This is a genomic window from Rhizobium sp. 05N49, assembly GCF_056396805.1.
In genome coordinates, this window is record NZ_JBFTME010000017.1 from 20,965 (window position 1) to 36,172 (window position 15,208).

The following is a 15,208-nucleotide window of genomic DNA, read 5'->3' on the forward strand; positions in this document are numbered from 1 at the left end:
CGATCAACTCCAGGCAAGGGCTTTCGGAATGGCCGGCAGCGCCAGCGAGGCGCCGGAGGCACACAGCAACAGGAAGACCACCAGTTTCAGTGCCTTCGGCGACAGAGGCAAGGGCATGTGGCGCGCCAAATGCGTGCCGATCGAAACGGTGATGACGGCGAAGAAGGCCGGCCAGTAGACCGGCTTGGGAAAGGTGCCGTCGGCGACGACGACGAAAAGACGGAGCAGCGCATTGATGCTGAAGATCGCCACTAGCGTCTCGCGGATCGCCGCAACCGGCAGAGGCTGGCGATAGAAATGATAGACGAGCGGCGGCCCGCTGGTCGAAAACAACCCGCTCATGATGCCGGAAAAGGCACCGAAGACGACGAAGGAGGATCTGCTCGCCTCCTTCTCTTCCTTCCTGGGCGGCACGACGAGTTGCAATGCCGAGACGATGATCACCGCGCCGAGGATGATGCGAAGATAGACCAGCCCGTTCGTCGCGAGATGATCGAGCACGAAATAGCCGGCGACGAGGGCCGGCAGGCTGGCGCAGAGCACCAGCACCAGCTCGGCGCGCAAGACGTCGCGCCACCCCCTCATCATCATGATGGCGGCATTGACGAGTGTGAGCACGCCCGTGACGACCGCGGCATCTCGCAGCGGCATCACCGATGTCAGACCGACCCCGCCCATCAGCAGCAGGCCAAAGGCGAAGCCGGTCAGCGTCTGAACATAGGCCGCAACGCCGGCCATCAGCACGAAATCGATGATCTCTGCGGGCGTCATGGCACGAAAGACCGGGAAAGAGGCATCATGCGGTCGAGGGACATCACGGCTCGCCGCCGAGCGTCAGCATCAGATTGGCGAGAAGGGCCGTGCGCGGCCCGACGCTGCTGACGAAGATATATTCGTCGAAGGTATGAGCGCCGGCGCCGTCGGCGCCAAGCCCATCCAGCGTCGGCACGCCGAGCGCGGCGGTGAAATTGCCGTCGGAGCCGCCGCCGGTGCTGACGCCTTCCAGGCTGATGCCGAGTTCGGCAGCAAGCCTTGCCGTGTGGTCGAAAAGCCGCCGGCCCTCCTCCGACTGGGCAAAGGGAGGACGGCTGAGGCCGCCCCTGATCTCGATGGTGATGTCCGGATCGACCGGTTTTAGGCCCTCGACCGTCTTGAGGATATCGTCGGCTGTCGCAGCGTCGGGCAGGCGCATGTCGACCTGCATGCGGCATTCCGCCGGGACGGTGTTGCGCCCCGTACCGCCATGGATCGTACCGACGGTGACGGTGATGCCGCGTTCGGCGTCGTTCAGGCCTTCCAGTTCGAGGACCAGGCGCGCCGCGGCGCGGATGGCGCTGCGGCCCTCCTGAGGCTTGCTGCCGGCATGCGAGGCGCGGCCGCGCAGCAGAATGTCGTACATGGCGACACCCTTGCGGGCGACGACGATCTTGCCGCCGTCGCGAGCCGGCTCGACCACGAGCGCATAGGCCGCATTGCGGCCATAGGCCTCGATGAGACCGCGCGAACTGGCGCTGCCCATTTCCTCATCCGGCATGAACAGGAGATCGACCGGCAGAGGCGTGCCGGCGCCGACCGCGATCTTCATCGCCTCCAGCGCCATGAGGGCGCCGGCCTTCATGTCGTAGATGCCGGGACCGTAGAGCTTGTTGCCCTCCTGCCGCAGGGTCAGGTTTTCGGCGATCGTGCCGGCCGCATGCACCGTATCCAGATGCGCCAGGATCAGCACGCCCTTCTCGTTGCTGCCGGCGGGACGCGGCGAGCACACGGCAAGGATGTCGCCGAAGCCGAGCGTGCCGGCCATCCGTTCGACCTCCAGGCCTGCCGCCTTGGCGATGGCCTCGACGCGATCGGCCAGACGGTTGACGGCGGCGGCATCGCGGGTCGGCGTTTCGATCTCGATCCATCGCTTCAGTTCGGACAGAAGCGCTGCGTCATCGATATCGGCGGCGGAGATGGTACGGGGCATGGAATATCTCTCAGAAGGCGTTCAAAGGGGCAGCAGCAGAATAAAGCGTTCGGTTTCGGCGTCGATCTTCTCGTCGCTGTAGAGCAGCGGCACATAGCGCCCAACCGACCAGTCCTGGGCGAGATCTCCGTAATGCGGCGAGCGGGGATCGCCGGATTGTCCTGGCGTATTGATGCAGAAGGACTTGTCCCAATCGCCGACATCCATGACGAGCCGGACGGAGGCGCCCGCAGTGACCCGGAAGTCGCCGGGACGGTAGCTTGCGAGGCCCGGTGTCGAGCGGCTGCCGCCGAGCGGCAGCGGGCCGACATTCCATTCTCCGCCGGCCTTGGGCCGGATGCGGCTTGCCGCGTGTTCGAACAGCGCTTGATGCAGCTTGCCCCACGCCCATGCTCCGGTATCGGCGCCGAGCCTTTCGCTGCAATCGCCAAAGGCCGCGGCAAGCGTATCGAGCAGCATGCGGTCGCGCGCCGCCGTCGGGCCGGGATCCTCCTTGCAACACGGCGCCTCGATGATCGCGACGAGCGTATCGACATTGCCGGGGACGAGAAGCGCCCGAACGGCCGGATCCGGCGCGAAGGAGGCGAAGATCGCCGGGCGCAAATGCTTCATCCACCAGACTTCGAAAAGGGCCGCCGGAGCGCTTTGCGCCTCCAGGCGATAATCCCAATCCGCAAACAGGGCGAGCGCCGTACTTTGTTCATCCGTCAGCAAAGACCGGGCCGCCGCATCGAAAAGCACGGCGCAGATGCGCTCCGCCGGCCGCGAATAGGTATCGTTCTGCAGCGCCATCGATTCCGTCACGGAATGGGCCGGCTGGGCGGYGAGAACCGATTCGATCCGCTCGGCGCGGCTGACTTCGGCCCATTCGTGGCCAATGGTCGGGGCATCCGCGCCGCGTTCGGGCGGCAGGTTCATCTCGTTTGCCGAAGCCAGGAAGCCGGCGGCGGGATTGACGCTACGCGGCAGTTGCCCGGCGGGCAGAAATCCCGCCCATTCGTGGCTGCCGTCGCCCGGTACCGGCAGCAGCCCGTGCCAATTGCTTCGGACCGGCGTGAAACCGGCGGTGAACCAGCCGATATTGCCCTCGATATCGGCGCAGACATAATTGACCGAGGGCGTTCCCCAGGCGGTCAGGGCCGCGCCGAAGGCTGAAACGGACGACGAGCGCATCGCCGAAAGACTGCCGAGATAGGCGGCCGAGCCGGGCGACAGCCAGACCGAGCGCAATGCGATGGCAATCCGCTTCTGCGGGTCCTCGTGAAGCACGGGGCCATGACGGGTGAGAGCAATCGTCAGGATCTGGTCTGGATATCCCTTAACCTCGAAGCGCTCCTCATGCCGGCCGATCGCCTCCCAGGTATCGCCGTAGCGGTAGAAATCGGGATCGCCTTCCTTGGTCTCGTAGACATACACGTCCTCCTGGTCAGCACCGAAGATCGTCAGGCCGAACGCCGTCTTGCCGTTGTGGCCGAGCGAAATGCCGGGAGCGGTCGGTTCGCCGGTGCCGATGGCGTTGAAGCCCGGAGCCCGCAGGTGGACCAGATAGCGCAGCGACGGCACGGCATGGGCGCGATGCGGATCGCTCGCCAGGATCGGCCGGCCAGTCTCCGTCCGCGAGCCGTGAACCACCCAATTGTTGGAACCCTCCTCGCTGATCGCGCGGATGATGTCGCCGAGATCGGTGACTTCGGTCCATGTCCAGATATCGTCGAGCGTGGCGGCGAGGCGCTCGCGCTCGAAGGTGACAGGTGCCGTTGCAAGCTTGAAGAGCCGCAGTGCGCTAAGCGGAATGTCGGCGAGCCTGATGCCGTCTGCGACATGCAGCTCAACCGGCGGCTCGATGCGGATGCGCAGGAGGTCGGTTTCGGCGTCGGCAAGCGTCAGGATATTGGCGCGCAGGATTTCTGAAGCGCCGTTGCGGGTGAGCGCATGGGTGCGAACCCGCACGATGTCCTGCGGCTGCCAGAGCGCCGGCGCGGTGCCGAAGAACGCGAATTCCGGCGGCAGTCGCGCGGGCTCGGTCTTGCAGAGAGCGACATAAGCGTTGATGCCGGCGGCAAAGGCGGTGCAGATCGCATGCGCATCCGGCGCGTAGGAGGTCCATTCCGCTTGCATGTCGCCGCGATAGAGGAAATGGCGGGCAGCGTGGTCCTGGGCGAGATAGCCGGGGCCGAAATCGGCGGCCAGCAGGCCGAGGCCGCGTTTGCGCCAGAGATCGAGCTGCCAGAGTCTATCGCGTGCGGCATTGAAGCCCTGCACGAAGAAGAGGTCCGCCTCGTTCTCGGCCTTGATATGGGCAATGCCCCATCGGTCGACGCGGATTTCCGCGGCGTTTTGCAGCCCTTGCAGCGATACGGTCTCGGTGGCGATCGTCTCGGTCATATCCGCTCTCGTCAGGCGTGGTGGCAGGCGACCCGGGCTCCGTCAGGTCGCGGCGTCAGTTCCGGTCGTTCCCGCGAGCAGATTTCGCTCGCAAGCGGACAGCGCGTATGGAAGGCGCAGCCGGAGGGAATATTGGCCGGACTCGGCAATTCACCGCTGAGTACGAAACGCTGCTTGGCGCGCTGCACCTCGGGATCAGCCTCGGGCACGGCCGACATCAAAGCCTTGGTATAGGGGTGTTTCGGGTCGGCGAAGAAGGTGTCCCGATCGGCCATCTCGACAAAGCGGCCGAGATACATGACGACGACGCGGTCGCAGATATGGCGAACGACGGCAAGGTCATGCGAGACGAAGAGATAGGAAACGCCGGTGCGCTTCTGCAGCGCGACGAGCAGGTTGAGGATCTGCGCCCGCACCGAGACGTCGAGGGCAGAAACCGGTTCGTCGCAGATGACGAGATCGGGCTCCAGTGCCAGCGCCCTTGCGATAACCACACGCTGCCGCTGGCCACCGGAAAACTGGTGCGGATAGCGGTCTGCATGTTCCGGCCGCAGGCCCACTTGGGCGAGCAGCGTCGCGACGCGCTCCTTCAATTTCTTGCCGCGGGCAATACCACGCACGATCAGCGGTTCGCCGATCGTTGCCCCGATCGTCGAGCGCGGATCGAGCGAAAGCGCCGGATCCTGGAAGATCATCTGCACCTTGCGGCGGATCTCGTTCAATTCCCTGCGGCTGGCACCGACGACCTCCGCGCCGCCGATCCTGACGCTGCCGGCAACCGGCTGCTGTAGGCCGACAATCGTGTTCGACAGCGTGGATTTGCCGCAGCCGGATTCGCCGACGAGCGCCACCGTCTCGCCCTTGGCGATATCGAGGCTGACGCCGTTGACGGCTTTCACCGTCGCCCCGGTGACGCCGAGCAGGCCGGCGCGGCCGCCGAAATGCACGGCGATATCGCGGATTTCAAGAACGTTTTCGGAGCTCATGCCACCACCTCGCGCATCTCGGCCATTCTGTCGATGTGCCAGCAGGCGGAGAAATGCCCCGCTCCGTGCTCGAAAAGCGGCGGTGGTTCGACATGGCATTTGTTGGTGGCAAGCGGACAGCGGCCGACGAAACGGCAGCCGGCGCCGAATTCGTTCGGCGTCGGCACCGAGCCCTCGATGGTCGCGAGGTCCGCCTTGGGCGCGACATCGAGCTTGGGAACGCTGGCGAGCAGCAGCGCGGTGTAGGGATGCGCGGGCTCGCCGAAGAGGGCGTGAACCGGGGCGATTTCGGCGATCCGCCCTGCATACATCACGGCCACCTGATCGGCGATATCGGCGACGACTCCCATGTCATGAGTGATGAAAACGATCGATGTGCCGCGTTCGGCGACGAGCTTCTTCATCACGTCGAGGATCTGCGCCTGGATCGTCACGTCGAGTGCCGTCGTCGGTTCGTCGGCGACAAGCAGGCGCGGGCCGCAGATCAGCGCGATGGCGATCATGATGCGCTGGCACATGCCGCCGGAGAGTTCGAAGGGATATTGATGCAGCCGCCGGTCCGGATCGGGAATGCCGACATCGACGAGCATCTCGCGCGCCTTGGCCAATGCCTCGGATTTCGAAACGCTTTGATGCGCGCGGAAGGCGTCGGCGATCTGCGATCCGACCGTCGTCAGCGGATCGAGCGAAGCGCTCGGCTCCTGGAAGATGATCGAGATGTCCTTGCCACACGCCTTGCGCAGCTGCCGTTCGGAGAGGCCGGCGAGATCGGTTTCTTCGAGCATGATCCTGCCTTTTACACGGCGTGCGGCCGGCGGCAGCAGGCCGAGCATAGCATAGGAGGTCAACGACTTGCYGCAGCCGGATTCGCCGACCAGCGCCATCACCGTGCCGGGGCTGACGGTAAAGGAAACGCCATCGACGACCTTCGCGCCACTGATATCAATGGTGAGGTCTTCGACCGTCAGGAGAGGCTTGGTTTCGATGCCCACTTTCGCTCCTCAGCGACCGCCGGCGACAGGCTGGCTGCGCTGGAAGGTGCCGATCGAATTGCCGCCATCGACGCTCAGCACCGCACCGGTGATGAAACTGGCCTTGTCCGAGCAGAGGTAAGCGATCGCCGCCGGCGCATCGTCTGGGCCGCTCTGGCGGCCGAGCGGAATGCGCTTCAGCATGTTCTCGACATAGTCCTCTGTCAGCAAGCTGACCTCGCTGCCGGCGGCAAAACCTGGCTCGACGACATTGACGCGAATGCCACTTTCGGCAAGCTCCAGTGCAAACCCCTTGGAAAGGCGTTCGATCGAGGTCTTGGAGGTGCAATAGGGTACGGATTCGCGGTTCATGCCGCGGGCCGCACCGGAGGAAATGTTGATGATCGAGCCCTTGCGGCCCTCGGTAATCATCAGCTTGGCCATTTCGCGCGTCAGCACGAAGGGTGCCTTGAGATTGACGTCGAAGACGAGGTCCCAGTCGGCAAATTCCATCGTCATCAGATTGTAGCGGGTATAGATGCCGGCATTGTTGATGAGCACATCGGGCGCCTTCCATTCCCGCCTGACGAGATCGACGAGATCGAGCATCGAAGCCTCGCTCGTCAGTTCGGTCACATGCAGCAGCACTCTTGAGCGGTCGAGGCCAAGCTCCTCGACAGCCTTTTCAAGCGCGTCCTGCCGCCTGTCGGACAGGCAGAGACGGGCGCCCTCGCGGGCGAAATAGGCAGCGATCCAGCGGCCGAAGATGCCGGCTGCACCGGTGACGACGACCGTCTTGTTTTCGAATTCCATGATAGACCTCAGCGCAAGCGGGAGCGCGGATCGAGCTGGTCACGCAACCAGTCACCCAGCACATTGACGGAAAAGACGAGGAGGAAGAGGCCGGCGCCGGGAAAGGCGACGATCCACCACGCGCGTTCGATATATTCGCGGCCGACGCTCATGATCGCCCCCCAGCTTGCGGCGGGCGGCTGGATGCCGAGACCGAGGAAGGACAGGCCGGCTTCCATCAGGATCATCAGGCCGAATTCCGCGGTGGCGACGATCATCACCGGTCCGGCGATATTGGGCAGGATGTGGTGGATCAGGATGCGCGCGGCCCCGGCTCCGGCCAGCTCCGAGGCTTTGATGAAGGGCAGATTGGCAACCTGTAGGGTCTGCGCATAGGCAACACGGGTATAGCGCGGCCAGCGGGTGAGCCCGAGCACCAGCACGAGCTTCAGGAAGCCGGGCCCGAGCACGGCGACGGTCAGGACTGCAAGCAGGATCGCCGGGATCGACATCATGATATCGACAAGGCGCATGATGACAGCTTCGATCCCGCCGCGAAACCAGCCGGCGATCATGCCGAGCGTCACGCCGACCAGCGTCGAGACGACGACCGAGAGGACGGCGACGCTCAGCGAGACGCCGGCGCCGTAAAGCGTGCGCGAGACGAGATCGCGGCCCAGATCGTCGGTGCCGAACCAATAGGTGATGCCACCGCGCTCAAAACCCGGCGGCTTCAAACGGCTAAGGAGGTTCTGCTTGTTGGGATCGACGGGCGAGATGTAGGGCGCGAGGATCGCGAGAATGACGATCGCGGCTAGGATGATCGAAACCAGGACTACCGAAATCGGGATGCGACGCAGCTGGAAGAAGGCGGGAACGGGAATACTCATATGCCGCTCCTATCGCGCCAGGCAGATGCGCGGATCGACCAGCACATAGACGAAATCGGCAAGCACGCTGGTCAGCACATAGACGAAGGAAATCAGAAGCACGATGACTTGGACAACAAGGAAATCGCGCGACTGGATCGACTGGATTGCGAGTTGGCCGATGCCAGGCCAGGCAAAGACCGTCTCGATGATCACCGCACCGGCGAGAAGATTGCCGATTTCGAGCGCCGCGATGGTGATGACTGGAATGGCGGCGTTGCGCAGCACATGCCTGACGACGACGGCGCCGAGCGACAGGCCGCGGGCGCGCCCTGCCCTGACATAATCCTTGCCGAGCTCGTCGATAACGGAAATGCGGGTCATGCGGGCGAAGGTGGACATCGAGATCGCGCCGAGTGCAATCGACGGCATGATCAGCGACGCCAAGCTGCCGGAGCCCGAGGTCGGCAGCCAGCGCAGCGTCACGGCAAAGACGAAGATCAGGATGATGCCGGACAGGAATGTCGGCACGCTCTGGCCAGTCACCACGATCACCGTCAGCACGCGTTCGATCAGGCTGCCGCGCTTCGTCGCCATGAGGATACCGGCAGGAATGCCGAAGCCGATGGCGACGAGGATCGCGCCGGCAGCAAGCTCGATCGTATAGGGCAGCCGCGATGCGACGATATCGATCGCTGGCGTGCGCTGGACCACCGACTGGCCAAAATCCAGCTGCACCAGGCCGGCGAGATAATGTAGATATTGCACCCAGATCGGCTGGTCGAAGCCGAGCTGATGGCGCAGCTCGTTGATCATCTCGGCGGTGGCATCCGGGGGCACCAGAAGCAGCGTCGGATCCCCGGAAAAATGCATCACGACGAACACGATGGTGAGAACGCCGAAGATAGCGATGATTGCCTGAATCAGTCGTTCGACGACGTATCTCAACATCTTGCTCGACCTATCCTGCCTTACTGCTGCCAGCTCATATCGGTGACGAACATGGCCTCGTTGGCCGTCGGCGTCCATTTCAGATGCTTGCTGGCGCCGTAGATGGCATAAGCTTGGTAGAGGCCGATGCCTGGGACATCGTCCTTGAGGATCTGGTAGGCGGCCTCGTATTTGGCGAGCCGATCCTTAGGATCGAGGGTCACTCGGGCGCCGTCGACGAGCGCATCATATTGCGGATTGCTGTATTTCGCCCAGATGCTGCCGCTGCGGAAAAGCGGGAAGATGACGCCATCGGCATCCTGGCAGGCGCAGGACCACGCGCCGAAGGCCAGGCTGCCGGCATTTGCCGGTTCGCCCTGCCGGCGCTTCAGGAAGGTCGCCTGGTCGCTCGACTGGATTTCGACTTCGAGGCCGACATCGTTGATCATCTGCTGAATGGCCTCGATCGTGGCGCGGCTATAGGCCGGCGAGGTGAGGAATTCGAGTTTTGCGCCCTCCGCACCGGCTTGCTTGATCAACTCGCGCGCCTTGTCGGGATCGTAGGGATAGCCCTCGACCTTGTCGGTATAGCCGAAGATCGGCGCGGCGCCGACGATATTGACGGGATTGCCGAAGCCGGCGAGCAGGGCCTGGATCAATGCATCGCGGTCGATCGCATAGGCGATCGCCTGGCGCACCCGGACATCCTTGGTCGGCCCGGCCTCGGCATTGATGTAGAGGTAGCCTACGCGCTCGGTCGGTGCCGAGAGAACGCCGATCTCGGTTTCGTTCTTCAGGTTCGCCGCCTGGTCCGGCGTGACGCCGCCGACGAGATCGGCCTTGCCGGTCTTGAGATCGGCGATGCGGGTCGAAGCATCAGGCACGTTGCGGAAGACGACCTTGGCGAAAGGCGGCTTGATGCGCCAGTAGTTCGGAGAGGCTTCGAGATCGGTCTCGACGCCCTTCTGCCAGCTGACGAGCTTGTAGGGGCCGCTGCCAATCGGCTTGAGATTGAATTCCTGGTCACCGACCTTTTCGACATAGGCCTTCGGCACGATCGATAGTTTGACAAGCTGGGCAAGCAGCGCTGGATAGGCCGATTTGGTCGTCATCTTGACGGTGGAAGGGCCGGTGGCCTCCGCCTTGACGATCTGGTCGAACTGGGTCAGCTGCGGGCTCTTCAGCTTCGGGTCGATGATGCGGTTGATGCTGAAGGAGACATCGTCCGCGGTCAGCTTGCTGCCGTCCTGGAAGGTCACGTCGTCGCGAGTCTGGAACTCGATGGTCTTGTCGTCAAGATATTTCCACGACTTGGCGATCTGCGGCACGATCTCGCCTGATGCGTCGCGAGTCAGCAGATTGTCGAAGATGTTGCGATAGATGCTGTAGCTGTTGGTATCCCACTGGAGATGCGGGTCAAGCGTCGCGGCTTCGCCGGACAGGTCGATCGTCAGCGTTTCCTTCGCAGATTGAGCAAAGGCAGCCGATGTCAGAAGTGCCAGCGTGAGCGCGGTGGCGGATGCAAGTCTTTTATACATATTCGTTACCCCTTTTATTCCTCGTTGCATGGATGCGCACGGTCCGGTGTTGGGCTTAACTGCGGATGGCGTCAGGGCGTTTCAGCCCGCACTCATCGGCACAGTAGGCAGCAAGTTCGGCATGGGTCGTGAACCAGACATCTTTTTTCGATTGAGCCTGACGAATAATTTCCTCCAGAATGAAAATACGCGAGCGATGCCCGACGTGATGCGGATGCATGGTCAGCTGGAAGAGCCCGCCCTCTTCATAGGCGAGTTCGAGCTCGCGCTGGAAGATGTCGAGGACCATGGCCGGCCCGCCATAGGGGCGCGCGCCGCTATGACGGTCCATCGCCACATAGGGTGCGTCGTCGCGGATCCATTCGACCGGAATTTCGACGACACCCGTCGGCTCGCCGTCCTCCAGCAATTCATAGGGCTCGTCGTCAGCCATGAGCGAGGAATCGTAGAGCAAGCCCATTTCTCGGGCGATCTTCAGCGTATAGGGGCTGAAGTCCCAGGAGGCGGTGCGCATGCCAACAGGGCGCACACCGCAGATGCGTTCGAGCACGTCGGCCGCCCGCAGCGCCAGATCGCGCTCGGTCGTCTCGTCCAGCCGCGAATTGAATTCGTGGATCCAACTATGCATGCCGATCTCGTGGCCTGATGAGACCACGGCGCGCGCCTCATCGGCATTGATCATCGCCGAGACCGCAGGCATGTAGACGGAGGCTGGAACGGTATATTTCTCCAGGAGCTTCAGGATGCGCGGCATGCCGGCGCGCGCGCCGTATTGTCCCTGACTCATGCGGCCGAAGGAAACGCCGCCATTGCGCAACTCCATCGTCTCGTGATCGGCATCAAAGGACAGAGCGACAACCATGCGGGCGCCATTCTTCCACTGCGCTGGCTTCAACGAGCGACCCGCCCTTACCTTGCTGACGCTTTTCTGCCAGACATCGTCCGTCCAAAGCCAGGGCTGGTTCTTGTCGTGCTCATCTGCTGCGCTCATGATCGTCTTTCATTCGGCGATGCCGGGGGCTGCCTTGCCGCTGTCATTTTTCTAGGCAGATTTGTTATAAGCCGAACGAATAGTCATCAACGGGGGTTTTGTTCACATATATGAACTCCGAAGTGAAAAGCGCCGGACGCATCCTCGACCTCTTGGAATATCTGTCAGGCCTGCGAGAGGCGGTGTCGCTGTCACAAATCGTTCGGGATCTACAGCTTCCGAAGAGCAGTGCCCATGGCCTCATCCAGACGCTCGCGTCACGCGGCCATGTCGTCCAGGACACTGCAGGCCGCTATATGCTGGTCGAGGCAAGYCGCCATGGCTTTCCCTTTCGCCGTCACGAGGAACCGCTTGTGGTGGCGGCAATGCCGTTCATGGAGCGATTGCGCGATGAGTCCGGCGAGACGGTCCTGCTCGGCACCATGAACGCCCATTGCGACATACGCCGGCTGGCAAAATGTGTCAGCCACCATCCAATCCGCTACGACGTCAATATGGATGCCGCGATCGCCGCGCATTGCACAGCGACCGGCCGAGTGTTGCTTGCGCACGCCTCGCCGGAGGCCTTGGAAGATTATATCTCCCGCGTCCGCTTTCTCTCCTACACCCGCTACACGATCACCGATGTCCAGCAGGTCCGCGAACTGCTGACCAAGGTTCGCCGCGATGGCTACGCGATTAACGACCAGGAATTCGTCACAGGTTCCACAGGCATCGCCGCCCCCGTCTTCAGCGCGGAAGGCAACGTCGCTGCCGCCATTAACCTTGGGACGCTGACAAGCCGCTATGTCGAGAGGCGTGAGGAGCTTCTGCTTATGCTGCGTTCCACGGCGGACCAGATCAGCCGCGCACTTGGCTACCGAAACTGAAACGCTCTAAGCCAGCCAAATCCGTCCAAGATGCCGTTTCCCACGTAGGTGTTGCTAGAAAGACTCGCCGCAATCGGTACGACTCAGCCGAAGGCCCCGCCCATTTGGTGCTCTTGAAGGAATTGGAACCAACGACCCTGTTACTACGATTTCCATCCATATGAATTGTTTTGCCCTGCACCAACTTGGGCTCGGCGGAATGACAGATTTGGGGCCGGAAGCGGAATGGCGGCTTTCGGGATGATTAGGCCGAAAAGCAGACCTTCATATTGGTGAAACGAGCGTTGTTGACCCTAATCCGGAAGCCCCGGGGGACGATGTGCAAACCATCACGCGCCTTTCATAGTCTTACGGATATTGTTCGCGAACGCCTTAATGGTGAATCCTGCCGGCAAAGAATCGATCAAGACTATGTCGGAGATCGCACTCTTGATCCGGAGAGCGCGAAGGGCGGTGTAAGCCGCCGAGTTGTACCACTGGTCAGCCGCCTCCCGGGTCGGAAACTCCATCAGCACGACAGCGCCAGGCCAAGCGCCCTCGATTACGTCGCCTGGACCCTGCGCTAGCCATTTTCCGCCATAGGGAGCAACTGTTGCCTCAACTTGGTCGAGGTAATTCAAGGCATCAATGTTCGGGACATCGCCCGGAATCCTCAGATGATTTACGAGGTAGGTTGGCATCGTGGATCCTTATGGTTGCTGATTTCTACGAATTGCCAGGGCGCGTGCTAGCGCCTTGGCCTTGCTCGGTTTAAAGTCAACCTGATGCTGCCGTCAGCCGCCTGTTGAGTGTTGAAACCTCCTCGGGCTGCCCCTCGGGGAGGCAAGACTTGCATCGCTCGTTGCGTCGGGTATCAGAAGTCTCCCGTACTGCTGGGTGAAATGGTCGGCAGGCGGACGACGAATGTCGACCCGCCCACCGGGTTCTGGCTGGCGGTTATCTTCCCGTTGTGCGCCTCGACGATTGATCTGCAGATGGCGAGACCCATTCCCATTCCGTGTTCCTTCGTCGTGTAAAAGGGCTTGAAGAATGCTTCGCCATCGCCGGAAAAGCCGGGTCCGTTGTCGCTGCACGAAATGACGACCTCATCGTCGTCAAGGCGCGCCGACACGCGGACGATCCGACTGCTGAAATCGTCGTGGGAAAGCGCCTGTATTGCATTCATTATCAGATTGATGATGACCTGCTGAAGCTGAACGGGATCGCCGTTGATGTTGGGCAGATCGTGCGCGATGTCGATATCAACCTCGACCTTGCTTCGACGGGCCAGAGCTTCGACATAGGACAGCGCCCCTGATAGGAGTTCGACGCAGTCTACCTTACCGAACGTCGATGCGCCCTTTTCGAAAAGCGTTCGGACACGCGCGATGATGTCACTTGCCCGTCGGGCATAGCCGACCATCCGTCTGGCGTTCGCCTTAGCCTTTTCGATATCCGGCTCATCCCGTTCGATCCAGCGTAGCAGCGCTCCGCCGCTGGCGACCAGAGCGCCGAGAGGTTGGTTAACCTCGTGCGCGATCGAGGCCGTGAGTTCCCCGGCGATCGCGACGCGGGCGACATGGGCGATCTCCGCCTCGCTCTGTTTGAGGCGTTCGGCGCTCTGGACCTCGGCGGTAACGTCCATGATCACGGCGGTATAGGCGGCTCCCCCGGCGGAAGTGAGCTGTCCGAGCACCCGGATATGCTTGATCCTGCCGTCATCGAACGAAAGACGGAACGTCGCCTCGATCTTCGCCCTGCGCTCGCGCAGTTCCGCGCGGAACCGCTCGAACTCCGAAAGGTCGTCTTCGTGAATACGCGATACCAGGAGGGACAGCGACGGTCGGGTTCCCGGATGATACTCGAGTATCCGGTAGGTTTCGTCCGACCAGAACAACCTTTCGGTGGAAATCTCGAAGCCGAAGGTGCCGATCTTGCTGAGTACCTGCCCCTTCGCGAGATAGGCCTCGCTCAGTTGCAGCGACGTCTCTGCCGTCTTTCTCTCCTCGATGTCGAAAATCGCTCCGTACCAGGCGGAGATAGCGCCGTTCTCGTCGTGTCGAGGCGTTCCGATGCTGAGGCACCAGCGGTATCCGATCTTGTCATTGCCGACGCGGGCTTCGTAGCTTCCCTCGGTGCCGCTGACGAGCATCCCCCGCCAGTAGGTCTCTATGCCCTCCCGGTCGTCGGGATGCACCCCGTCGCGCCAACCCCAACCTATGGCCTCAGCGAGGGTCAGGCCGCAGAAATCAAGCCATCGTTTGTTGGCGTAGTCGAGGAAGCCGTCAGGCCTCGCGCGCCAAATCATCGCGGGTACCTGGTCGAGTGTCCGCTCAAAATCGGCGGCCGTTTCCTCGCCGGCGATTTTCGAGACGATAACGCTATGAGCCTCCATTCCGACAAGGAGGCGACCCTGGTGGACATTTGACGCTCTGAAGAGATGCGAACGAAATTCGCCGTTCCCAGCACGCACGCGTACGACCGCTTGGTCATCATCACCGGAGGGCAAGCCCGCGAGAACGGAAACCTCAGCCGGGTGCAGGAACGACTTCCAGCGGTCGCCGAGCAGGGAGGAACCGTGCTCGCCCGTAACGCGTGCCCAGTGCCTGTTCAAGTAGATCGCATGCCCTTCGTGGTCCAAAATTATGGCCAGCGCAGGCAGTTCCTCCGCGATTTCGGATGGTTTGAACATCGGGCTAACTGTGCGACCGTTTGATGGCGGTTGCTGACAGATGCGGGTAACCCGTTGCTGGAGAGCCTCCTCAATCATAGCTGTCTTCCTCAACCAAAGCCGAAAACACTCTTCTCACTCCGTTCAACGGATGCTCCGTCAACAACTGTTCTCGGCATGTCCTACCTCGTTTTGGCGTCTCTTGGCGGAAACGCTTTGATTTTTGAACACCATCGCGCGACTCCGCCATTTGTGAGAGTC

Annotated in this window: 13 protein-coding genes; 1 reads left to right on the top strand and 12 read right to left on the bottom strand. The window is 62.2% G+C overall.

What is annotated here, in order from left to right:
* Nucleotides 1-3: 3 nt before the first annotated feature.
* From AC1DF8_RS27115 to AC1DF8_RS27160, 10 genes are read right to left on the bottom strand one after another with little or no spacing between them, the layout of a single operon-like run.
* Complete coding sequence (locus AC1DF8_RS27115) at nt 4-771, bottom strand: TSUP family transporter (RefSeq protein WP_478155723.1); 768 nt, start codon at nt 769-771, stop codon at nt 4-6.
* A gap of 43 nt (nt 772-814) precedes the next feature.
* Nucleotides 815-1,966: a M20 family metallopeptidase gene (locus AC1DF8_RS27120; protein WP_478155724.1), complete on the bottom strand. Its 1,152-nt coding sequence runs from the start codon at nt 1,964-1,966 to the stop codon at nt 815-817.
* 21 nt (nt 1,967-1,987) lie between these two features.
* On the bottom strand, nt 1,988-4,351 hold the full coding sequence (locus AC1DF8_RS27125; RefSeq protein WP_478155725.1) for a penicillin acylase family protein: 2,364 nt from the start codon (nt 4,349-4,351) through the stop codon (nt 1,988-1,990).
* 11 nt (nt 4,352-4,362) lie between these two features.
* Complete coding sequence (locus AC1DF8_RS27130; RefSeq protein WP_478155726.1) at nt 4,363-5,337, bottom strand: ABC transporter ATP-binding protein; 975 nt, start codon at nt 5,335-5,337, stop codon at nt 4,363-4,365.
* Nucleotides 5,334-6,329 (bottom strand): ABC transporter ATP-binding protein, encoded by a 996-nt coding sequence (locus AC1DF8_RS27135; RefSeq protein ID WP_478155727.1) that lies wholly within the window; start codon nt 6,327-6,329, stop codon nt 5,334-5,336. The genes AC1DF8_RS27130 and AC1DF8_RS27135 overlap by 4 nt, the downstream gene beginning before the upstream one ends.
* 9 nt (nt 6,330-6,338) lie before the next feature.
* Entirely contained in the window at nt 6,339-7,121 is a 783-nt protein-coding gene (locus tag AC1DF8_RS27140; protein WP_478155728.1) for an SDR family NAD(P)-dependent oxidoreductase, read from the bottom strand.
* 8 nt (nt 7,122-7,129) lie between these two features.
* Nucleotides 7,130-7,990, bottom strand: coding sequence for an ABC transporter permease (locus tag AC1DF8_RS27145; protein ID WP_478155729.1), 861 nt, complete (start codon nt 7,988-7,990; stop codon nt 7,130-7,132).
* A 9-nt stretch (nt 7,991-7,999) separates the two neighbouring features.
* Nucleotides 8,000-8,920 carry an ABC transporter permease gene (locus AC1DF8_RS27150; RefSeq protein ID WP_478155730.1) on the bottom strand — a complete coding sequence of 307 codons (921 nt, stop codon included), beginning with the start codon at nt 8,918-8,920 and terminating at the stop codon, nt 8,000-8,002.
* A 20-nt stretch (nt 8,921-8,940) separates the two neighbouring features.
* On the bottom strand, nt 8,941-10,437 hold the full coding sequence (locus AC1DF8_RS27155; protein ID WP_478155731.1) for an ABC transporter substrate-binding protein: 1,497 nt from the start codon (nt 10,435-10,437) through the stop codon (nt 8,941-8,943).
* Between the two features lie 55 nt (nt 10,438-10,492).
* The gene (locus AC1DF8_RS27160; RefSeq protein WP_478155732.1) at nt 10,493-11,428 is read right to left on the bottom strand and encodes a polysaccharide deacetylase family protein; all 936 of its coding nucleotides are present in this window, start codon (nt 11,426-11,428) and stop codon (nt 10,493-10,495) included.
* A gap of 122 nt (nt 11,429-11,550) precedes the next feature.
* On the opposite strand from AC1DF8_RS27160, the gene AC1DF8_RS27165 reads away from it, so the two are divergent.
* Nucleotides 11,551-12,297 carry an IclR family transcriptional regulator gene (locus AC1DF8_RS27165; RefSeq protein WP_478155733.1) on the top strand — a complete coding sequence of 249 codons (747 nt, stop codon included), beginning with the start codon at nt 11,551-11,553 and terminating at the stop codon, nt 12,295-12,297.
* 329 nt (nt 12,298-12,626) lie between these two features.
* Here the strand turns inward: AC1DF8_RS27165 and AC1DF8_RS27170 are convergent, their stop codons facing one another.
* Entirely contained in the window at nt 12,627-12,977 is a 351-nt protein-coding gene (locus AC1DF8_RS27170) for a DUF1330 domain-containing protein (RefSeq protein ID WP_478155734.1), read from the bottom strand.
* A gap of 173 nt (nt 12,978-13,150) precedes the next feature.
* On the bottom strand, nt 13,151-14,968 hold the full coding sequence (locus AC1DF8_RS27175; protein ID WP_478155735.1) for a PAS domain-containing sensor histidine kinase: 1,818 nt from the start codon (nt 14,966-14,968) through the stop codon (nt 13,151-13,153).
* Nucleotides 14,969-15,208 lie beyond the last annotated feature (240 nt).